General features: G+C 70.7%; 18 protein-coding genes. 9 read left to right on the top strand and 9 right to left on the bottom strand.

What is annotated here, in order from left to right; translation table 11 throughout:
- Nucleotides 1–189 precede the first annotated feature (189 nt).
- On the top strand, nucleotides 190–1,143 hold the full coding sequence (gene era / locus ACWC09_RS02160) for a GTPase Era (protein ID WP_450847612.1): 954 nt from the start codon (nucleotides 190–192) through the stop codon (nucleotides 1,141–1,143).
- A 616-nt stretch (nucleotides 1,144–1,759) separates the two neighbouring features.
- Here the strand turns inward: era and ACWC09_RS02155 are convergent.
- Nucleotides 1,760–2,614 (bottom strand): helix-turn-helix transcriptional regulator, encoded by an 855-nt coding sequence (locus ACWC09_RS02155; RefSeq protein WP_450847610.1) that lies wholly within the window; start codon nucleotides 2,612–2,614, stop codon nucleotides 1,760–1,762.
- A 120-nt stretch (nucleotides 2,615–2,734) separates the two neighbouring features.
- On the opposite strand from ACWC09_RS02155, the gene ACWC09_RS02150 reads away from it, so the two are divergent.
- Entirely contained in the window at nucleotides 2,735–3,589 is an 855-nt protein-coding gene (locus ACWC09_RS02150; protein WP_450847608.1) for an NAD-dependent epimerase/dehydratase family protein, read from the top strand.
- A gap of 89 nt (nucleotides 3,590–3,678) precedes the next feature.
- Nucleotides 3,679–4,134 (top strand): RICIN domain-containing protein, encoded by a 456-nt coding sequence (locus ACWC09_RS02145; RefSeq protein ID WP_450847606.1) that lies wholly within the window; start codon nucleotides 3,679–3,681, stop codon nucleotides 4,132–4,134.
- A 19-nt stretch (nucleotides 4,135–4,153) separates the two neighbouring features.
- Here the strand turns inward: ACWC09_RS02145 and ACWC09_RS02140 are convergent, their stop codons facing one another.
- The 4 genes from ACWC09_RS02140 to ACWC09_RS02125 form a co-directional block, all read right to left on the bottom strand.
- A complete protein-coding gene (locus tag ACWC09_RS02140; protein ID WP_450847604.1) occupies nucleotides 4,154–5,413 on the bottom strand; it encodes an MFS transporter in 1,260 nt (419 codons plus the stop codon).
- A complete protein-coding gene (locus tag ACWC09_RS02135) occupies nucleotides 5,410–6,711 on the bottom strand; it encodes a GH1 family beta-glucosidase (RefSeq protein ID WP_450847602.1) in 1,302 nt (433 codons plus the stop codon). The genes ACWC09_RS02140 and ACWC09_RS02135 overlap by 4 nt, the downstream gene beginning before the upstream one ends.
- A gap of 65 nt (nucleotides 6,712–6,776) precedes the next feature.
- Complete coding sequence (locus tag ACWC09_RS02130) at nucleotides 6,777–7,043, bottom strand: protealysin inhibitor emfourin (RefSeq protein ID WP_450847601.1); 267 nt, start codon at nucleotides 7,041–7,043, stop codon at nucleotides 6,777–6,779.
- A 21-nt stretch (nucleotides 7,044–7,064) separates the two neighbouring features.
- Nucleotides 7,065–8,138 carry a M4 family metallopeptidase gene (locus ACWC09_RS02125; protein WP_450847599.1) on the bottom strand — a complete coding sequence of 358 codons (1,074 nt, stop codon included), beginning with the start codon at nucleotides 8,136–8,138 and terminating at the stop codon, nucleotides 7,065–7,067.
- Nucleotides 8,139–8,457: 319 nt separating this feature from the next.
- Between ACWC09_RS02125 and leuA the strand changes: the two genes are divergently transcribed.
- From leuA to ACWC09_RS02095, 6 genes are all read left to right on the top strand, one after another.
- The gene (gene leuA, locus ACWC09_RS02120; RefSeq protein WP_450847597.1) at nucleotides 8,458–10,179 is read left to right on the top strand and encodes a 2-isopropylmalate synthase; all 1,722 of its coding nucleotides are present in this window, start codon (nucleotides 8,458–8,460) and stop codon (nucleotides 10,177–10,179) included.
- A gap of 185 nt (nucleotides 10,180–10,364) precedes the next feature.
- Nucleotides 10,365–11,060 carry a TerB family tellurite resistance protein gene (locus ACWC09_RS02115; protein ID WP_450847595.1) on the top strand — a complete coding sequence of 232 codons (696 nt, stop codon included), beginning with the start codon at nucleotides 10,365–10,367 and terminating at the stop codon, nucleotides 11,058–11,060.
- Nucleotides 11,061–11,197: 137 nt separating this feature from the next.
- Complete coding sequence (locus ACWC09_RS02110) at nucleotides 11,198–13,282, top strand: MMPL family transporter (RefSeq protein ID WP_450847593.1); 2,085 nt, start codon at nucleotides 11,198–11,200, stop codon at nucleotides 13,280–13,282.
- 10 nt (nucleotides 13,283–13,292) lie between these two features.
- The gene (locus ACWC09_RS02105) at nucleotides 13,293–14,522 is read left to right on the top strand and encodes a sensor histidine kinase (protein WP_450847591.1); all 1,230 of its coding nucleotides are present in this window, start codon (nucleotides 13,293–13,295) and stop codon (nucleotides 14,520–14,522) included.
- Nucleotides 14,519–15,187 (top strand): response regulator, encoded by a 669-nt coding sequence (locus tag ACWC09_RS02100; protein ID WP_450847589.1) that lies wholly within the window; start codon nucleotides 14,519–14,521, stop codon nucleotides 15,185–15,187. Before ACWC09_RS02105 ends, ACWC09_RS02100 begins: the two co-directional genes overlap by 4 nt.
- Complete coding sequence (locus ACWC09_RS02095; RefSeq protein ID WP_450847587.1) at nucleotides 15,184–16,368, top strand: sialidase family protein; 1,185 nt, start codon at nucleotides 15,184–15,186, stop codon at nucleotides 16,366–16,368. The genes ACWC09_RS02100 and ACWC09_RS02095 overlap by 4 nt, the downstream gene beginning before the upstream one ends.
- Here the strand turns inward: ACWC09_RS02095 and ACWC09_RS02090 are convergent.
- Genes ACWC09_RS02090 through ACWC09_RS02075 form a run of 4 tightly spaced genes read right to left on the bottom strand, consistent with a single transcriptional unit; the run spans nucleotide 16,365 to nucleotide 21,299 of the window.
- The gene (locus ACWC09_RS02090) at nucleotides 16,365–17,291 is read right to left on the bottom strand and encodes a dihydrodipicolinate synthase family protein (protein ID WP_450847585.1); all 927 of its coding nucleotides are present in this window, start codon (nucleotides 17,289–17,291) and stop codon (nucleotides 16,365–16,367) included. The two genes, ACWC09_RS02095 and ACWC09_RS02090, sit on opposite strands and share 4 nt — an antisense overlap.
- Nucleotides 17,291–18,346: an oligopeptide/dipeptide ABC transporter ATP-binding protein gene (locus ACWC09_RS02085; protein WP_450847583.1), complete on the bottom strand. Its 1,056-nt coding sequence runs from the start codon at nucleotides 18,344–18,346 to the stop codon at nucleotides 17,291–17,293. Before ACWC09_RS02085 ends, ACWC09_RS02090 begins: the two co-directional genes overlap by 1 nt.
- Nucleotides 18,343–20,343 (bottom strand): dipeptide/oligopeptide/nickel ABC transporter permease/ATP-binding protein, encoded by a 2,001-nt coding sequence (locus tag ACWC09_RS02080; RefSeq protein WP_450847581.1) that lies wholly within the window; start codon nucleotides 20,341–20,343, stop codon nucleotides 18,343–18,345. Before ACWC09_RS02080 ends, ACWC09_RS02085 begins: the two co-directional genes overlap by 4 nt.
- Nucleotides 20,340–21,299: an ABC transporter permease gene (locus ACWC09_RS02075; protein WP_450847580.1), complete on the bottom strand. Its 960-nt coding sequence runs from the start codon at nucleotides 21,297–21,299 to the stop codon at nucleotides 20,340–20,342. The genes ACWC09_RS02080 and ACWC09_RS02075 overlap by 4 nt, the downstream gene beginning before the upstream one ends.

Raw genomic sequence — 21,299 nt, 5'->3', positions numbered from 1 at the left:
TCCAACGGGGTGGGGGCTCGTCAGAGGGTCACCGGCACGCGTTTCCGGTTGTGCACGGGCATGTTTCGTCGATGTTTCATTGCGTGGAGGTTTCCTGAATCTCACAGGGTGGACGGTGGCCGCCCGCCGATCGCCCGCTGATCGCTCGGCTGTGCGGCGGGGCTCTGTGGATCAGGGAGAATGGGCTCCATGAGCGTTCGTACCCAGTCATCCGAAGCCTCGGGCGAGACCGTCCACCGCGCCGGCTTCGCCTGCTTCGTCGGTCGCCCCAACGCGGGCAAGTCCACCCTCACGAACGCTCTGGTCGGGCAGAAGGTGGCGATCACCGCGAACCAGCCGCAGACCACGCGGCACACGGTTCGGGGCATCGTGCACCGGGAGGACGCCCAGCTCATCCTGGTCGACACCCCTGGGCTGCACAAGCCGCGCACGCTGCTGGGGGAGCGGCTCAACGACATCGTACGGACGACGTGGGCCGAGGTCGACGTGATCGGCTTCTGTCTCCCGGCGAACGAGAAGCTCGGCCCCGGTGACCGTTTCATCGCGAAGGAACTGGCGTCGATCAAGAAGACGCCGAAGATCGCGATCGTCACCAAGACCGACCTGGTGGACAGCAAGGTGCTCGCCGAGCAGCTCATCGCGATCGACCAGCTCGGCAAGGAGCTCGGCTTCGAGTGGGCGGAGATCGTTCCGGTGTCGGCGGTCGGCGACACGCAGGTGGGCCTGCTGGCCGACCTGATCGTCCCGCTGCTCCCGGAGGGCCCGGCGCTCTACCCCGAGGGCGACCTCACCGACGAGCCCGAGCAGGTCATGATCGCCGAGCTGATCCGCGAGGCGGCGCTGGAGGGCGTCCGTGACGAGCTGCCGCACTCCATCGCGGTCGTCGTCGAGGAGATGCTCCCCCGCGAGGACCGCCCCGCAGACAAGCCCCTCCTCGACATCCACGCCTTCGTCTACATCGAGCGCCCCAGCCAGAAGGGCATCATCATCGGCCCGAAGGGCTCGCGCCTGAAGCAGGTCGGCATCAAGTCGCGGAAACAGATCGAGGCGCTGCTCGGCACCCCGGTCTTCCTGGATCTGCATGTGAAGGTGGCGAAGGACTGGCAGCGGGATCCTCGGCAGTTGCGGAAGTTGGGGTTCTGAGTCGGGGCGTGTGGTGGCTGTCCGGGCGAGTGCCTGAGGGTGGTCGGCGTCGAGTCGTGGAAGCAGATCGAGGCGTTGCTCGGCACGCCGGCCGCGCGGCGGTAGCCGCACATTGATACAGCCTCGACCTGCATGTGAAGGTGGCGAAGGACTGGCAGCGGGATCCTCGGCAGTAGCGGAAGTTGGGGTTCTGAGTCGGGGCGTGTGGTGGCTGTCCGGGCGAGTGCCTGAGGGTGGTCGGCGTCGAGTCGTGGAAGCAGATCGAGGCGCTGCTCGGCACCCCGGCCGCGCGGCGGTAGCCGCACATTGATACAGCCTGGACCTGCATGTGAAGGTGGCGAAGGACTGGCAGCGGGATCCTCGGCAGTTGCGGAAGTTGGGGTTCTGAGTCGGGGCGTGTGGTGGCTGTCCGGGCGAGTGCCTGAGGGTGGTCGGCGTCGAGTCGTGGAAGCAGATCGAGGCGTTGCTCGGCACGCCGGCCGCGCGGCGGTAGCCGCACGTTGATACAGCCTGGATCTGCATGTGAAGGTGGCGAAGGACTGGCAGCGGGATCCTCGGCAGTTGCGGAAGCTGGGGTTCTGAGTCGGGGCGTGTGGCAGTTGCGGAAGTTGGGGTTCTAAGGGGTCGCTCGCTGCGGGGACATGTTCTGCAGCCCCACCACCCGTAGCAGCTGCAGCCGTTCGTGGGAGTCCGTGCCCGGGCGGGCCGTGTGGATGATGAGCATGTGGTGGTCGTCCTGGTTCAGGAGGATCTCGCAGTCCAGTTCCAGTACCCCGACCAGCGGGTGCCGGAAGCGTTTCGTCGACTGGCGCCGTACCGCCACCTCGTGTTCCTCCCACAGGCGGGCGAACTCCTCGCTGGACGACCGCAGTTCGGCCACGAGCGCGGTCGGCTCCGGGTCGTCGGGGCGGGCCGCGGACACCGCCCGCAGGTTCGCGACGTGCGAACGGGCGTGGTGCGGGATGTCCTCCGGCGGGAACAGGTCCCGTGCCGTGGGGTCCAGGAAGAAGCGCCGGAGCATGTTGCGGTCGTCGGGCGGACGGGAGGACACGTCCCCGCTCAACGCCCTCGACAACGCGTTCTGCGCCAGCACCTCGCCGCAGTCGCTCGCCACCAGCGCCGGCGCGTCGTGCAGCCGGTCCAGGACCAGGAGCAGGCCGGGGTTGACGTGCCCGGACGTGCTTCCGCGCCGCGGCGGCTCCTCGCCCGCCAGGTGGAACAGATGGTCCCGTTCGTCGTCCGTCAGGCGCAGGGCGCGAGCCAGCGCGGTGAGCATCTGGCGGGACGGGCGCGGACCCCGGGACTGCTCCAGGCGCGTGTAATAGTCCACCGACATGCCGACCAGCTGGGCCACCTCCTCGCGGCGCAGCCCCGGCGTACGGCGGCGCGCGCCGGGGGTGAGGCCCACGTCGGACGGGTCCAGGCGGGCACGGCCGCGGCGCAGGAAGTCGGCGAGTTGGGCTCGGTTCACCCCTCCAGCGTGCGGGAGTACGTCCGGCTTATCCAGGGTCTGCCAGTCCCCCGATCGACAGGTCTCTCCCGCTCGACCCGGCCCCGCTGAAGGCTGGGTCGGGACGAGAGGAGCAGCAACATGCTGACATTGGTGACCGGTACGACTGGACAGGTCGGGCGGCGCTTCGTACCGAGGTTGCTCGCGCAGACCCGGCCGGAGGAACGGGTTCGGGTGCTTGTGCGTGACGCGGAGCGAGGGGAGCCGTTCGCCGGGTTGGGCGCCGAGGTCGTCGTGGGGGATCTGCGGGATGCGGAGGCCCTCGCCAAGGCCGTCGCCGGTGTGGACGCCGTCGTGAACGTCGCCGCCTCCTTCCGCGGGGTGCCCGACGAGGAGGCGTGGGCCGTCAACCGGGACGCGGCCGTGGAGCTGGGGCGGGCCGCGGTGGCCTCCGGGGTGCGACGGTTCGTGCAGGTCAGCACCGGGATGGTGTACGGCGTCGGGCGTGGCCGCCCGCTGGTCGAGGAGGACGAGAGCCGGCCCGGCGGCGAGATGTGGGGCGCGTACAACGAGTCGAAGGCGGCGGCCGAGCGGGAGTTGCTCGCGCTGGACGGCATGGAGGTGCGCATCGGCCGGCTCCCCTTCGTGTACGGCGAGGGCGACCCCCATCTCGCCCAGGCCCTGCGCTGGGCCCCCAACTGGGCACCGGCCCAGCGCCTCCAGATGGCCCACCACGCCGACGTCGCCCAGGGGCTGCTACGGCTCCTGCACGCGCCCGGGGTGACCGGCCCCGTCTACAACATCGCCGACGACGCCCCCGTCACGACGGTCGAGCTGTACCAGCTCAACGGCGTGGAGGTCCCCGCCGAGTTCTCCACCCGCACGGTCCCCGACCCCTGGTTCGGCATCATGTCCACCCAGCGGATCCGCCGTGACCTGAATTTCAGGCCCATCCATCCGTCGGCGTGGGCGGCCCGGGAGGCCGGAGCACTCTGAGGGATTCTCGTCGGCTCCCCTTGCCCGAAAGGGCAGTTGTGCTTCCTCGGACTGGTCAACGACAGGCCGGCCTGGCGAAGATCGCCTGCGTGAACAAGACATTCAAGCGGACGGCCCTGGTCGCCACGGCGACGGTCGCCGCCTCAGTCGTCAACGCGGCGTTATTCGCGCCGACGGCCAGTGCCACCGAGAACACCTGGGTCAAGAACCTGGAAACCGGCCTGTGCATCACCGCAGATGGTGGAAGTTCGCTGAAGCCCGCGGACGACTGCCGCTTCGGTGATCGCAGTCAACTGTGGGACCGGCGAGGTTCGAACATCGTCAAGGCGTATACGAATCAGTGCCTCGACAGCAACAGCGACGGCGACGTGTACTACCTGGAATGCAACGGCGGCGACTACCAGAAATGGACCTATCCCGGGAACGGGCTGGTGAGGAACGTGGCCACCGGAAAATATCTGGGCGTAGAACCGGGATATCCATGGGTGGTAGCCACCACTGGCGTGCCCACGCAGCACACGTGGCAGTTCTTCGGCGGGGAGTAGCCGCCAGGGCAGTCCCAGGTCAGTCCACCCCGCGGATCCGCCCCACCAGCGCCGCCCCCGCCAACCCGATCACCGCGGACACCAGATACAGCACCCGGTATCCGCCGAGGTACGTCACGATCGGCGCGGCGAGGGCGGGCGCCGCCACCTGGGGCAGGGCGTTGGCCACATTGATGACCCCCAGGTCCTTGCCCCGGTCCAGCGCCTTCGGGAGCACGTCCGTCATCAGCGCGAAGTCGACCGACGTGAACACCCCGAAGCCGACGCCCAGCACCGCCGCCGCGACGATGGCGCCGGGCCAGGTCTGCCAGGCCGCCAGCCCCGCCGTCGCCACCGCCATCAGCACCCCGGACCAGACCACGAAGGGCTTGCGCCGCCCCACCCGGTCCGACCACACGCCCCCGACGACGACCGTGGCCAGCAGCGTCAGCCCGTTCACGGCGGTCAGGATCAGCACACCCTGGTCGGGGTCGTGGTAGTGGAGGCGGTCGCGGAGGTAGTAGAGCAGGTACAGCAGCACCAGCGCGTTGCTGAGGTTGATCAGGAACCGGGTCAGCCAGGCCCAGCCCAGGTCGGGATACCGCCGCGGACTCAGCCAGAACCCGGCGAGAAAGCCGCGCCACGCCCACGCCGGCCGGTCAGCCGCCGCCAGCCGCAGATCGGGGTGGCGGAGGACGTACGGCAGCACTCCCACCACCGTGAACACCGCGCACGCCACATACCCGGCCCCGATCCCGCCCGCCGCCGTCGCGAGCCCGGTCCCGCCGACCACGCCCAGGATCTGCGCCGCCCCCAACCAGCCGCCCACGGAACCCCGTTGGAGCCGTGGCACCCGGTCCGGCACGGCCGCGGTGATCGCCGCGAAGGCCGCGTTGAGGGTGAGCTGGACCAGGCACCAGCCCAGCGTCATCGTCCACAGCCCACCCGCACCCGCGAGCAGCAGCAACGACAGCCCGCCGCCCGCCGCCCCGGCCACGATCCACGGCGTACGGCGGCCCCAGCGGGCCGTGGTCCGGTCCGAGAGCGCGCCGAAGAGCGGGTTGGCGAGCAGCGAGACCAGCGCGCCGATGCCCGTCACCCACGCCAGCATCGTCTCCTTGGACATGCCGGAGCCGGGCGCGAAGTCCTTCGCCTGCGAGGCCAGCAGGATCTGCAGCGGGCCGAACCAGCCCACCCAGATGGCCCCGTTGGCGAGGGACAGGGACGCCGTCCAGCCGCGCCCGACCCGCTCGACGGGCTCGGCCAGTGCCGCCGAGGGGTTCTTCAGAGGCGCCGTCATCTCTGGGCCCGCAGCAGCTCCCGGTACCAGCCGTACGACGACTTCGGCGTCCGCCGCTGCGTCTCGAAGTCCACGTGCACCAGCCCGAACCGCCGCTCGTACCCCTCCGCCCACTCGAAGTTGTCGAGCAGCGACCACACGAAGTACCCGCGCACGTCCACGCCCGCCTCCGACGCCTCGTGCAGGGCGCGGACATGGCCGTCCAGGTAGGCGATCCGGTCCTGGTCGTCGATGCCCTCGTAACTGCAACCGTTCTCGGTGATGACGACGGGCGGGAGCCGGTCGCCGTAGCGCTCACGGAAGCCGGTGAGGAGTTCCGTCAGGCCCGACGGCACCACGGGCCAGCCGAAGTCCGTCACCGGGACGCCCTCGATCTGCCGTACCGAGAAGGGAAGTTCGGCGGGGATGGTCAGTCCGCCGAACTCGATGTCCTCGCCCTGCGGGGCGCCCACGCGGGTCGGCGCGTAGTAGTTGACGCCGTACCAGTCGATGGGCTCGGCGATGACCTTCAGGTCCGCCTCGACGTCCCCCGGCATCAACTCGCCGAGGCCGTCCGGGTATTGGCCGAGGAGCAGCGGGTCGGCGAACAGGCGGTTCAGCAGCAGGTCGTAGAACCCGGCCGCCTCCACGTCCGCGGTCTCCTCCGACGCCGGCCAGGTCGGCCCGTGCGAGTTGGCGATCCCGATGTCCGTGGCGCCGGCCGCGCGCAGGGCCCGTACGGCGAGACCGTGGGCGAGGAGCTGGTGGTGGGCGACGGGCAGCGCGTCGAAGAGCAGCTGCTTGCCGGGTGCGTGGGCGCCCAGCGCATGGCCCAACAGCGTGTGTTCGGCGGGCTCGTTGAGGGTGATCCACTTCTTCACCCGGTCGCCCAGTCGCTCGGCGACCACCGACACGTACTCGGCGAACCGCGCTGCCGTGTCCCGCTCCAGCCAGTCCAGTGCGACCGGCAGGTCCCAGTGGAAGAGGGTCGGCACCGGGCGTACGCCCGCCGTGAGGAGCTCGTCGACGAGACGGTCGTAGAAGTCGAGGCCCTTGGGCGAGTTGACCCGCGGCCAGGAAAGGGAGAAGCGGTACGCGTCCACGCCCAGGTCGGCCAGGAGGGCGACGTCCTCGCGGTAGCGGTGGTAGTGGTCGCAGGCCACCGCCGCGGTGGAGCCGTCCTTCACCCGTCCCGGCTCGGCCGTGAAGGCGTCCCAGACGGACGGCTCGCGCTCGTCCGCCGCGCCCTCGATCTGGTGGGCCGAGGTGGAGACGCCCCACAGGAAGCCGGCCGGGAACTGAGGTATCGGGTTCGTCATGCGCGGATCATCCTTACCCACCAGTAAGGAAGTCAACGCCCGTGCGTGAACGACCTGGTAGCGGGCTACGCCCCTTCCTTCAGCACTCTGGAGATCAGCGTCCGCTGCTCCTCGGTGAGCCGGGGGTCGGCCGCGTACACCGTCCTGCCGTCCACCGTGATCTCGTAGGTGAACCCGTCGGGAATCCCGACGGAGGGCCTGCCCCGGCCGCCGGCGACCGCCTGCTCGGCCAGGGCCTGCCACTCGTGGGCATCGGGCCGCCCCGAGGTGTCCACCTCGGCCTGCCGCTCGATGCCCGCGAAACCGCCCGTGCGCCGCACTCGAATACGCATGGGTGACTGTCTAGTACGGAACTACGACGTCCGCACCCCGACCTGTTCCCAGGCCTTCAGTACCGCCTGCAGTTCCTCGCCGTCCTGGTAGCGGGCCTTGGCCGCCGCCACCGTGAGCGCCGCGAAGTCCGCGAACAGGGCGTCCTTCTTGAGTGCGCCGCCGGTCAGGACGTCGTACCAGATCTGGCCGGCCTTCTCCCAGGCGTGGCCGCCGAGGGCCGTCGCGACCAGGAAGAAGGCGTGGTTGGGGATGCCGGAGTTGATGTGGACACCGCCGTTGTCGCGGCCGGTGCGGACGAAGCCGTCCATGGTCGCCGGCTGCGGGTCCTTGCCGAGGGCGTCGTCGTCGTACGCCGTGCCCGGGGCCTTCATGGAGCGCAGGGCCGAGCCCGTGACGCGCGGGGCGAGCAGCCCGGCGCCGATCAGCCAGTCGGCCTCGGCGGCGGTCTGGCCGAGCGTGTACTGCTTGATGAGGGAGCCGAAGACGTCGGACAGGGACTCGTTGAGGGCGCCGGGCTGACCGAAGTAGGTCAGGTTGGCGGTGTACTGCGTGACGCCGTGGGTGAGTTCGTGGCCGATGACGTCGATCGGGATGGTGAAGTCGAGGAAGATCTCGCCGTCCCCGTCGCCGAACACCATCTGCTCGCCGTTCCAGAAGGCGTTGTTGTAGTCCTTGTCGTAGTGGACGCTCGCGTTGAGCGGGAGGCCCTCGCCGTCGATCGAGTGGCGCTCGTAGGCCTTCAGATACAGCTCGAAGGTGGCGCCGAGGCCCGCGTAGGCGCGGTTGACGGTGGCGTCCTTGCCCGGGTCGGAGCCCTCGGCGCGGACCTTCCTGCCCGGCAGGTCGGTGCCGTGGCGGGCGTCGTAGATGGTGCGGTGCGGGGTGTCGGTGGCCGCGCCGGCGGGCGGGGCGAGGGTCGGAGCGCCGATGACGGTGGTCAGCCGGCGGTGGGTGCGCTCAAAGGCGTCGCGTTCCAGTGTCTTGCGCGCCGGATCGGCGAGCGCCGAGTCCTCGTGCTGGGCCAGCTTGTCGAGGATGTGCGGCGGCACGACGGTGCAGAAGACGGGCTCGAAGCCCCCGTTGGTCTTCGTCATGCCCGGCACCCTTGCACTGAGTTATGCCCGTGTCACTACCCGCAACCATGATTGGTGAAATATCGGGACAGCACTGCGCACGCTCCGTGACGAAGTGGTATGGAGCACTTTTTATCCCTTTTATTCCACGGGTCCCGCATACTGATACGGCGCCCCGCACCCGAAGAGGCTCGGCTAGCATGCTTCGCATCATGCGTTTCGGGCTGCTTCTTCTTAGCTGCCGCGGCGAGGGCCTGTAGTCCAGGTCGACTCCCTCCCCGCGGAGCTTCGCGTTGCGTCGTCGGCCGTCCTTCAGGACACCAAGAGGAGCCCCGCAATCATGGCGAACCGCCAGCAGCCCAGCACCATGCCGATCCACAAGTACGGTCAGTACGAGCAGGTCGACATCCCCGACCGCACCTGGCCGAACAACCGGATCACCGTCGCTCCCCGCTGGCTCTCCACCGACCTGCGCGACGGCAACCAGGCACTGATCGACCCGATGTCGCCCGAGCGCAAGCGCCGGATGTTCGACCAGCTGGTCAAGATGGGCTACAAGGAGATCGAGGTCGGCTTCCCGGCGTCGGGCCAGACGGACTTCGACTTCGTGCGGTCGATCATCGAGGAGCCGGGCGCGATCCCGGACGACGTCACGATCTCCGTACTGACCCAGGCCCGCGAGGACCTGATCGAGCGGACGGTCGAATCCCTGAAGGGCGCCAAGCGCGCGACCGTCCACCTCTACAACGCCACCGCGCCGGTCTTCCGCCGGGTCGTCTTCCGTGGCTCCAAGGACGACATCAAGCAGATCGCCGTGGACGGCACGCGCCTGGTGATGGAGTACGCCGAGAAACTGCTGGGCCCCGAGACCGAGTTCGGCTACCAGTACAGCCCCGAGATCTTCACCGACACCGAGCTGGACTTCGCGCTGGAGGTCTGCGAGGCGGTGATGGACGTCTACCAGCCGGGTCCGGGCCGCGAGATCATCCTCAACCTGCCCGCCACGGTGGAGCGTTCGACCCCCTCCACCCACGCGGACCGCTTCGAGTGGATGAGCCGCAACATCTCCCGCCGTGAGCACGTCGTCATCTCGATCCACCCGCACAACGACCGCGGTACGGCGGTCGCCGCCGCCGAGCTGGCGCTGATGGCCGGCGCCGACCGCGTCGAGGGCTGTCTGTTCGGGCAGGGCGAGCGCACCGGCAACGTCGACCTGGTCACCCTGGGCATGAACCTGTTCTCCCAGGGCGTCGACCCGCAGATCGACTTCTCCGACATCGACGAGATCCGTCGTACGTGGGAGTACTGCAACCAGATGGAGGTCCACCCGCGCCACCCGTACGTGGGCGACCTGGTCTACACGTCCTTCTCCGGCTCCCACCAGGACGCCATCAAGAAGGGCTTCGACGCGATGGAGGCCGACGCGAAGGCCAAGGGCGTCACCGTCGACGACATCGAGTGGGCCGTCCCCTACCTGCCGATCGACCCGAAGGACGTCGGCCGCTCCTACGAGGCGGTCATCCGGGTCAACTCGCAGTCCGGCAAGGGCGGTATCGCGTACGTCCTGAAGAACGACCACAAGCTTGACCTGCCCCGCCGGATGCAGATCGAGTTCTCGAAGATCATCCAGGCCAAGACGGACGCCGAGGGCGGCGAGGTCACCGGCTCCGCCATCTGGGCGGTCTTCCAGGACGAGTACCTGCCCAACCCCGAGAACCCGTGGGGTCGTATCCAGGTACGGAACGGCCAGTCGACCACCGACACCGACGGAGTGGACACACTGCGGGTCGAGGCGACGGTCGACGGCGAGGACACGATCCTGACCGGCTCGGGCAACGGTCCGATCTCGGCCTTCTTCGACGCGCTGGCCGCCGTCGGCGTCGACGCCCGGCTGCTGGACTACCAGGAGCACACGATGAGCGAGGGCGCCTCCGCGCAGGCCGCCTCCTACATCGAATGCGCGATCGACGACAAGGTCCTGTGGGGGATCGGCATCGACGCGAACACGACGCGTGCGTCACTGAAGGCGGTCGTGTCGGCGGTCAACCGCGCGGCGCGATAGTCCCTCTGACCGGCGGTTTCGGGGCCTTGAGCGCGGTATACGGCGATCAAGGCCCCGCCTCTTTTCGGCCACCTGTTCGTGGAGGTCACGGAAAGGTCTCGTCCAGGGTACTGACTACGCCTCGCGGATGTGGCTAACATCACGGACACCGCTGCGATGTTGCCGCGGTGTTAAGGAGGTGCGACGTGCTGCCAGTACGGGGACGAAACGGCCGAGCCGCCAGGCCTGCGCGCTTCCTGGGCACCCGCACCGCGTGGACGCCCGTGGGGGACGGCGAGTTCTTCTGCCCGGGCTGCGGAGGCGACCGCAACTACCAGCGCCTGACCGGCCGCCGGCGCTTCACCCTCCTCGGCGTCCCGGTCCTGCCGCGCGGCGAGACCGGCCCGGTCGTCGAGTGCGCCGCCTGCCGCCGCCACTTCGGCACGGACGCCCTCGACCACCCCACCACCACCCGCTTCTCCGCGATGCTCCGCGACGCCGTCCACACGGTCGCCCTGGCGGTACTGGCCGCGGGCGGCACCTGTTCCCGTACGTCCGTGGAGGCCGCCGCGACCACGGTCCGCGCCGCGGGCTTCGACGACTGTACGGAGGAACAGCTGGAGGCGCTGGTCGAGGCGCTGGCCGCCGACACCGGCCGGGTCTATGGCCAGTCCTGCGGGGCCGGACTGGCCATAGAGCTGCACGAGGCCCTCGACCCCCTCGCCCCGCACCTCGCCCCGGTCGGCCGCGAATCGATCCTGCTCCAGGGCGCCCGCATCGCCTTGGCCGACGGGCCGTACACCCCCGCCGAACGCGACGTCCTGAGCACGGTCGGCGCGGCCCTGACGATCTGCTCGGACGACGTGACCCGCTTGCTGGCGGCGGCACGGACGCCGTCCTGATACTCCCGAGGGAGTAACGCGGGACCAGGGACACCCCTGGTAGTAACCCCCACCTCGCCCCCACGCCCGACGCATCCGCCCCCTCCCGCCGGAAGTCTGGAACCGACCCAGACACCCGACCGGAGGGGGGCCCGTCCATGGGGGCCGCAAGGACGACGACCGCACGACGACGGCGGGCCGTGCCCTGGGTGGTGCTCGGGCTGTGGCTGGCCGCGCTCGTGCTGGCCGGGCCGCTCGCCGGGAAGTTCTCCGGCATCCAGCAGAACAGGTCCGTCGACTATCTGCCCGACAGCGCCGACTCCACCCGAGTGGCCCGGATACAGGCCGAGTTGCCGGGCGGCGAGTCGACCGACCTGGTGCTCGTCTACCACCGGGACGGCGGGCTCACCGCCGCCGACAAGGAGAAGGCGGCGGATCAGGTCGGCGCCATCGGGACGACGTACAGGCTGACCGGGAAACCCCACGGGGTTGCCTCCCGCGACGGCGGCACGCTGATGTACCCGCTCTCCAGCAGCCAACCCGGTCAGGACGACAAGGCACGGGACGCCTTCGTCGACGGGGTGCGGGGCATCGCGGACGGCGGCTCCGGGCTCAGCGTGCGGGTGGGCGGGCCGGGGGCCCTGAACACCGACATGAGCAAGGTGTTCGGGAGCATCGACGGGACCCTGCTCTACGCCACCCTCGGTGTGGTCACCGTCCTGCTGGTCCTCATCTACCGCAGCCCCTTCCTGTGGCTGGTCCCGCTCGCCGTCGCCGGGGTCGCGGCCGGGATGGCGATGGCCGCCGGGTACGGGCTGCACGAGGCCTTCGGCGTGACCGTCACCGGGCAGAGCGGCGGTGTGATGACCGTGCTCGTGCTGGGCGCCGGGACCGACTACGCGCTGCTGCTCATCTCCCGTTACCGCGAGGAGCTACGGCGCCACGAGCGGCCGTACGACGCCATGAGCGCCGCGCTGAGGGGCTGCGGGCCGGCGATCCTCGCCTCCTCGGGCACGGTCGCGGCCGGGCTGCTGTGCCTGCTCGCAGCCGATCTCAACAGCAGCAGCGGGATGGGGCCGGTCGGCACGGTGGGCGTGCTCGCGGCGCTGGTCGCGATGATCACCCTGCTGCCCGCACTGCTGGTGCTGCTCGGGCGGCGGGTGTTCTGGCCGCTGATCCCGGCGTTCGGGAGCGAGCCGAAGGTGCGGCGGTCGCTGTTCTCGGCGATGGGCGCCTCGGCCACGCGCCGGCCGGTCGTCGTGCTGGTGGGCGGGGGAGTGCTGTTGGGTGCGCTGGCCCTGGGGGTCTTCCACCTGCCCGGCACTCTCAAGAACGAGGACTCCTTCACCGAGAAGCCCGAGTCGATCGCCGCCGCGCAGACCCTGGCCCACGCGTTCCCGGGGCGGAGCAGTCAGCCGATCAGCGTCATGGCGCCGAGAGGGAAGGCGGACGCCGTGTTGGCCAGGGTCCGTGCGACGGACGGGGTCGCGCAGGCGACGGCAGGGCGGAGCGGGGCCGGCTGGACGGAGATCGACGTCTACGCCACAGCCGCCCCCGAGTCCACGGGGGAGACCCGCACCATCCAGGCCCTGCGTGCCGGGCTCGACGGCGGCTACGGAACGTATGTCGGCGGGCCCAGCGCCCAGCGGTTGGACCTCGCCGACAGCCAGGCCCGGGACCGGGACGTGGTCGTGCCGCTCGTGCTGGCCGCCGTGTTCGTGATCCTCGTAGGGCTGCTGCGGAGCATGGTCGCGCCCCTGATGCTGCTCGTCGCGGTCGTCGCGGTGTGGGGTGCGGCGCTGGGGATCGGGGGGCTGGTGTTCGGGCCGGGGTTCGGGTTCGCGGGCACGGACTCCGGGCTCGGCCTGCTGTCCTTCGTGTTCCTCGTGGCCCTCGGCGTCGACTACGGCATCTTCCTCATGCACCGGATGCGGGAGGAGGCCCTTGCGGGTGCCGAGCCGCAGGCGGCGGCGCTGACCGCGCTGCGGACGACCGGTGGGGTCATCGCCTCCGCGGGTGTCGTGCTGGCCGCGACCTTCGCCGTGCTGACCACGCTGCCGCTGGTGGGGCTGGTCGAGCTCGGGTTCGTGATCGCGGCCGGGGTGCTGCTGGACACGTTCCTCGTGCGGACGTACCTGGTGACCACGGCGAGCGTGCTGCTGGGGCGCCGGGTGTGGTGGCCGGGGCGGCTGTCGAGGGCGACGGAGTCGGTACGGCGGGAACGGCACCCCGAGCCCGTGTGACGTACGGAGAATGAACCCCATGGAGACGACTGTGGCGGCACGGCCCCGCATCGGCGAGCGGGTGATGGCGGCGGTCAACCGCGATCCCCGCACCGCCCCGCACGGCACCCGCAACGACGCGATCCTCGCCGCGGTCCTCGCGGTGGCGGCGGTGTCCCTGGCCCTGTGCACGGACCCGGGCCACCGCCCGGACGCCCTCGGCTGGACACTGCTGCTCGCCGGCCATGTGCCGATCGTGTGGCGGCGGCGCCGCCCGCTGCTCGCCGCGACCGCGGCGCTCGTGCTCATCGCGTCGTACCACGCCCTCGACTACAACCACACCGTGCCCACCCCCGCGACCGTGGTGGTGCTCTACACGGTCGCGGCGACCGGCACGGTGCGCCGCACGCTGTGCGTCGGCGTCACCGTCCTCAGCGTGTCCCTGGCCGTCAACCTCCTCACCAACCCCGGCGGGGCGGTGGAGGTCCTGCGGATCTCCGGCTGGGTCATCGCGGTCCTCTTCTGCGGCATCGACGTCCGCTTCTACCGCCAGTACGTCGCCGCCATCGTCGAGCGCGCCGAGCGCGCCGAACGCACCCGGGAGGAGGAGGCCCGGCGCCGGGTCGCGGAGGAACGCCTGCGGATCGCCCGCGACCTGCACGACCTGCTCGCCCACAGCATCACGCTGATCGGCGTCCAGACGTCCGTGGCGGCCCATGTCCTGGCCGCCGACCCGGACCGGCTCGACCGCGAGACGGTCGCCAAGGCCCTCGACGACATCGCCGACACCTGCCGGACGGCGCGCGGCGAGCTGCGCGGGACGCTGGAGGTCCTCCGGGAGGCCGACTGCCCGGACGGCCGCGGCCCGCTCCCGGGCCTGGACGGCGTGTCCGACCTGGTGGAGACGGCCCGGCTCGCCGGGGCGCGGGTCGAGCAGACCGTACAGGTGCGGCAGGCGCCGCCGGCCGTGGGCGCGGCCGCCTACCGGATCGTGCAGGAGGCGCTGACGAACGCCGTACGGCACGCGGGTCCCGAACCCGCCGTACGCGTCGAGCTCTACGAGGAGCAGGGCGCCCTGCGCCTGTCCGTCACCGACGACGGCACCGGGCCCACTCCCGGTCGTACCCCCGGCTTCGGGCTGGTCGGCATGCGGGAGAGGGCCCGCAGCGCGGGTGGCACACTCGACGCCGGACCGAGGACGGGAGGCGGCTTCGAGGTCACCGCCGTACTGCCACTGACGCCTGGGGAAGAGAACGGATGACCATCCGCGTACTGCTCGCCGACGACCAGACCCTGGTACGGGCCGCGTTCGCCATGCTCGTCGAGTCGGCGCGGGACATGGAGGTCGTCGGACAGGCGGGCACCGGCCGGGAGGCCGTGGAGCTGGCCGGGGCCGCGCGGCCCGACCTGGTGGTGATGGACATCCGGATGCCCGACCTGGACGGCATCGAGGCGACCCGGCTGATCGCCGCCGACGAAGCGCTGGCCGGTGTGAAGGTGCTGGTTCTGACGACCTACGACACCGACCAGAACATCGTGGAGGCGCTCAGGGCGGGAGCCTCCGGCTTCCTGGTGAAGGACACCCGTCCGGCCGAACTGCTGGACGCCATCCGGACGGTGGCGGCGGGCGAGGCCCTGCTCTCTCCCGGCCCGACGGCACGGCTGATCGAGCGGTTCCTGCGCAGTCCCTCCACGCCGGTGACGGGCGGTCCGGAGTGTCTGTCCGACCGGGAGCGGGAGGTGCTGGCACTGGTGGCGCGGGGTCTCAACAACGCTGAAATAGCGGGTGCGTTGGACCTCAGCCCGCTCACGGCGAAGACCCACGTCAGCAGGATCCTGGGGAAGCTGGGAGCCCGGGACCGGGCGCAGTTGGTCATGGTGGCCTACGAGTCGGGTCTGGTGACTCCGGGGACCATGGAACCGTGACCCTCCTGAGCCGCACACTCCTCGTCACCCTCGCCCTTCTCGCCCCCCTCGCCGCGACAGCGCACGCCTCCGCCGCCACCGGCTGCACGTCCTCCGTCCCGTATGTCTCGGGCGAGGGCGGCTACGACACCTACCGCATCCCGGCGACCGTCACGACCCGGCGGGGCACGGTGCTGGCCTTCGCCGAGGGCCGGCTGGGCAGTGCCGCCGACTCCGGGCACATCGACGTCGTGCTGAGACGGTCGGGGGACGGCGGGTGCACCTGGGGCCCGTTGCGGGTGGTGGCCGCCGGGGACGAGGACACCCGGGGCAACCCGGCGCCCGTGGTCGACCCGCGCACCGGGGCGATCGTCCTCGTCACCTCGTACAACAGCGGTGCCGTCACCGAGGCGCAGATCATGCGGGGGGAGGTGACGCCGGAGCAGAGCAGGCGGGTGTTCGTGCAGCGGAGCCGGGACGACGGACGGCACTTCTCGGCGCCGCGGGACATCACGGCTCAGGTGAAACGGCCGGACTGGCGGTGGTACGCGACCGGGCCGGGGCACGCCGTCGCTGTGACGCGCGGCCCGCACGCGGGCCGGCTGGTGGTCCCCGCCGACTACTCCGCCGCCCCGCCGGCCGGCTCCTCCGACACCGGCCAGGAGGCCAAGTACTACGGCGCGCACGCGATCTACAGCGACGACGGCGGGGAGACCTGGCACATCGGCTTCGTGGACGACTCCCACGACGGCCACGCCAACGCCAACGAGTCCACGGCCGCCGAACTCCCGGACGGCCGCCTCTACTTCAGCGCCCGCGACCAGAACGGCACGAGCCTCGGCAACCGGCTGGATGCCTATTCCAGCGACGGTGGTCGGACCCTCGACCGCCCGTACGCCGTCCAGCCGACCCTCGACGACGTGCCGGTGGTCGAGGGCAGTGTCCTCCAACTGCGAGGCCCCGGCCGCCCGTTGCTGTTCTCCGGCCCGTCCGTGCCGACCGCCCGCCAGTCGATGGCGATCTGGCGCAGCACGGACGCCGGAGCCACCTTCACCAAGGCGCTGACGCTTTCTCAGCAGAAGGCCGCCTACTCCGACTTGGTGCAGGTGGGCTGGAACACCGTCGGCATCCTGTACGAGACCGGGGTGTCGGGGACGTACGACACCATCGAGTTCCGGCGGTTGCCGATCGACGAGCTCTAGAGCAGTCCGGCGGCGGCGAGGAACTTGCCCACCTGCTCCACTTCCCCCGCGGACAAGGGGACTTGGGGCTCCGCCGTCGCCGGGCAGTCGATCACCCCGCGCAGATGCAGCGCCGCCTTGAACGCCCCCAGCGCCGACGACCCGCCCCCCATCCGCGCCGGATCCCCGACCCGCACCATGCCGAACAGCGCGCACAGCCGCTCCTGTTCGGCCCGCGCCTGCTCCCAGTCCTCGTCCCGGCAGAGGCGGTCGAGGCGGACATAGCCGTCCGGGTCGACGTTGGCGAGACCGGGGACGGCTCCGTCGGCACCGAGCGCGAGCGCGGAGTCGACGACCAGTTCCGAGCCGGTCAGTACGCTGAAACCGGGGTGGTTGCGGGCGCCGGTGACGACCTCGCGGAAGGCGGCCAGGTCGCCGCTGGAGTCCTTGAGGCCCGCGAGTACGCCCTCGGCGGCCAACTCCAGGACCACGTCCGCCGGCAGCTTGGTGTGCACGGCGACGGGGATGTCGTAGGCGAGGACCGGGACCGGAGAAGCGGCCGCGACGAGCCGGAAGTGGCGGGCGATCTCGGCCGGGTGCGTGCGGGCGTAGAACGGCGCCGTCACGACCACCGCGTCCGCGCCCGCGGCCGTCACCGATGCCACATGGTCCAGCACCCTGGGCGTCGTCATGTCGATCACCCCGGCCAGCACGGGCAGTCGGCCCCCCACGTGGCTCACCACCGACTCCACCACCAGCCTCCGCTGCCCGTCCCGCAGATACGCGGCCTCCGACGACGAGCCGAGCACGAAGAGCGCGTTCACTCCGGCGCCGACCAGATGGTCGACCAGCCTGAGCAGCGAGGGGACGTCCACCTCGCGGTCCGGTGTCAGGGGCGTGCAGACGGGCGGGACGACACCGGTCAGCGGGGTGGGGAAGGGCATCAGGGCTCCCTGGGGTGACTCTGGTGGTTCTGCCGTACGAGGTCGCGGGTCGCGGCGTCCTCCTTCACAGGATGGTGGCAGCGGAAACGGTGACCGGGGTTCGACGCGGCCGAGAAGTCCGGCATCCGTTCGGCGCACACCTCGTCGGCCTTCCAGCATCGGGTACGGAACGGGCAGCCGCTGGGCGGGCGGGTCGCCGACGGGACCGGGCCGGTCAGGGGGATGGGCTCGATGGGGTTCAGCAGGCCGGGGGTCGCCGAGAAGAGAGCGCGGGTGTACGGGTGCCGGGCCCGGTCCGTGACGTCCGCGGCCGGGGACTCCTCGACGATCCGGCCCAGGTACATGGTGATCACCCGGTCGCTCATCCGCCGTACCGTCTGGATGTCGTGCGAGACGAACACCAGGGCCAGGCCCAGGCGTTCCTTCAGATCGAGGAGGAGGTTGAGGATCTGGGCGCGGACCGAGACGTCCAGCGCGCTGGTCGGTTCGTCGGCCACCACGAGGTCGGGGTCGAGTGCCAACGCCCGTGCGATCGCGACCCGTTGGCGTTGTCCGCCCGACAGCTGGCCGGGCAGTGCGTCGGTCAGTGCGCGCGGCAGACCGACCAGTGACATCAACTCCCGTACGCGCTCCTCGCGTTGTGCCTTCGAACCCCGGGCGTGCACATCCAGCGGGTCCCGCAGGATCAGCCGGACCGGCAGGCGGCGGTTCAGGGCCGTCGACGGGTCCTGGAAGATCATGCCGGTGCTGCTGCCGACGGCCGCCCGGCGTTCGGCGGGCGGCATCGACCACAGGTCACGGCCCCGGAAGGACACCGTGCCGGCACTGGGCCGCTGGATGCCGACCAGCACCTTCGCCAGCGTCGACTTGCCGCAGCCCGACTCACCGACGACGCCCACCGTCTCGCCGGGTGCGACGGCCAGGTCGGCGCCGGTCAGGGCGTACACCCGGTCCCGGGTGAACAGGCCGCCGCTGCGGGCCTTGTGGACGACATGGGCGTCGGACAGCTCGACGATCCCGGTCGCTTCCCGCCCCTCGACGCTCGTGGCGGTCATGTCACGGCCTCCGGCTCCGACGTCACGAGCTCGACCGCCGGATGGTGACAGGCCGCCGTGTGGGTGGGCGTGCCCAGCAGGTCCGGCGGGGTCGTCCGGCAGACGTCCGTCGCGAGCGGGCAGCGGTCGGCGAAGCGGCAGCCCGCCGGGAAGTCCGCGGGGGACGGGACGACGCCCTTGATCTGCGTCATCCGCTCCGCCGCCGACTCCAGGGACAGCACACTGCCCAGCAGCCCCCGTGTGTAGTGATGGGCCGGCGCCTCCACCAGGTCGGCGGTCACACCCGTCTCCACGATCTGCCCGCCGTACATCACCACCACCCGGTCGGTGACATCGGCGATCAGCGCCAGGTCGTGCGAGACGAGGATCAACGCGAACCCCAATTCCTCACGCAGTCTGAGCAGCAGCTCTATCACCTGCGCCTGCACCGTCACGTCCAGCGCGGTCGTCGGCTCATCGGCGACGATCAGCTTCGGGTCACGGGACAGGGCCATGGCGATCAGCACACGCTGCCGCTGCCCGCCGGAGAGCTCGTGCGGATAGCTGCGCAGGGTGCGCTCGGGATCGAGGCCGACCATGGTGAGGAGTTCGGCGGGGGTACGACGCCCTCCGCGCCGCACGAGCTGCTTCAGCTGGGCCCGGATGGTCATCGCCGGATTGAGCGAGGACAACGCGTCCTGGTAGACCATCGCCATCTCGTGCCCGAGAAGCCGCCGCCGGACGCGCATGGGTTCGGCGAGCAACTCCCGCTGACTGAAGCGGATCTGACCGGTGACCCGAGCCCCCTTCGGTTCCAGACCCATGACCGCCAGCGCGGTCAACGATTTACCGCAGCCCGACTCGCCCACCAGCCCGAGAACTTCACCGGCCCCCACCTCAAAGCTGATCCCGTCCACGATGTCGACACCGTTGTGCCGACCTTCGAACCCGATGGCGAGGTTCTCAACCGCTAGAACAGACGGTGCCGCACCCGCCCGACGACCTCCCGCCGCTCCCCCTTCCGCGCGCCGATCCCGCAGTCGTTGTGCCGCCTCCGCCAACCCGGGCAGCCGCAACACCTCCCCACTCCCAGGCTCCGCCGCCTCCAGCCGATCGTCTTCCTCCCGCACCCCCACCTCCCGGGCCGCCGGCGCGGCCCACGCGTCCGACACCCCTTCGGACAGGATGTTCAGCGACAGGACCGTCACCAGAATCAGCAGCCCGGGAAAGACGGTCGCCCACCAACCCCCCGTCAGCACCATGTTCTTGCCGTCCGCGATGACACTGCCCCACGACGGATCCGGCGGCCGCACCCCCGCCCCGATGAAGGAGAGCGACGCCTCGAACACGATCGCCTCGGCCACCTGCACGGTGCAGAACACCAGCACCGGAGCGGCACAGTTGACGGCGACGTGCCGCAGCACGATATGCGGCGTGCGCGCCCCGATCACCCGCTCCGCCGTCACATAGTCCTCGCCGTACTGGTCCAGCACGTTCGCCCGTACGACCCGTGCCACCGGCGGCGTGAACAGGAACGCGATCGCGCAGATCAGCACCGTGATCCCGCCCCCGAACACGGCCACCAGCACCGCGGCCAGCGCGATGCCCGGGAACGCCATCACCACGTCCAGGCAGCGCATCAACGTCTCGTCGACGCCCTTGCGGGAGGTCGCCGCGACCGCCCCGATGACCGCGCCGACCACGAGCGCGAGAGCGGTCGCGCCGAGCCCGATCGCCAGCGACCACCGAGCCCCGTACATCAGCCGGCTCAGGATGTCCCGGCCGAGGCTGTCCTGCCCCATCCAGTGCTCGGCGGACGGATGCCCGGTGCCGCCGACGGGCTGCTGCTGGTCGAGCGGGTCGTCCGGGGCGAGCAGCGGCGCGAACAGCGCCACCAGCACCACGACCGCCAGAAAGCACACGGCGGTCTTCGACAGCGGCGGCAGCCGGCGCCAGCCGCGCAGCCGGAGCCCCGGCCGGGAGAGCCGCTCGGTGAGGTCCTTGCGGGTGAACGTCATGACGCCTCCCTGAGGCGCGGGTTGACCAGCAGGTACAGGACGTCGATGACGAGGTTGACGACGACGAACCCGGTCGCGGTCGTCAGGACGACACCTTGGACCACGGCCGGGTCGCCGTTCTGCACGGCGTCGATCATCAGCTTGCCCATGCCGGGCAGGGAGAAGATCGTCTCGATGACGACCGCGCCGCCGAGCAGATAGCCCACGCGCAGGCCCAGCACGGTCAGCGGGTTCATGAGGGCGTTGCGCAGGACGTTCCGGCCCACGACCACCCGGGGTGGCAGTCCGCTGCCGATCGCCGTACGGACGTAGTCCTTGTCCAGCTCCTCGACCACGGACGTGCGTACGATACGGGTGAGTTGGGCCGCCACCGGGAGCGACAGCGCGAGCGCGGGCAGGGTCATCGTCTTCAGCCAGCCGGTGAGGGAGTCGGCCGGGTTGATGTAGCCGCCGGTCGGGAACCAGCCCTGGTCGACCGCCAGGTACTGGATCATCAGCAGCGCCAGCCAGAAGCCGGGGGCGGCGACTCCGGTGAGGGAGACGACACGGATGACCTGGTCGGGGACGCGGTCGCGGTGGATGGCCGCCGTGACCCCGAGGACGAGCGACACGACCACCGCGATCCCCAGGCCCAGGAAGGTGAGTTGGAGGGTCAGTGGAAGCGCGGTGGTGACCTGGTCGACGACCGGGGCACGGGTCAGGGCGCTGGTGCCCATGTCACCGTGGAGCAGGTCGCCGACGAAGTGGACGTAGCGGACGGGCAGCGGGTCCAGCAGGCCGTTCTGCTCGCGGAAGTCGTGCAGTTGCCGAGGTGTCGGGTTCTGGCCCTGGAAGAACGCGGACGCCGGGTCGACGTCCGAGAACCGCATCACCAGGAACACGAACAGCACGATGCCGAGCATCAGCGGCACGAGCAGGGCGATGCGGCGGAGCAGGATCCGGACGACGGCGGTCAT

The sequence above is a fragment of the Streptomyces sp. NPDC001617 genome, from assembly GCF_053596855.1.
This window is presented reverse-complemented; position numbering and strand designations above follow the sequence as displayed.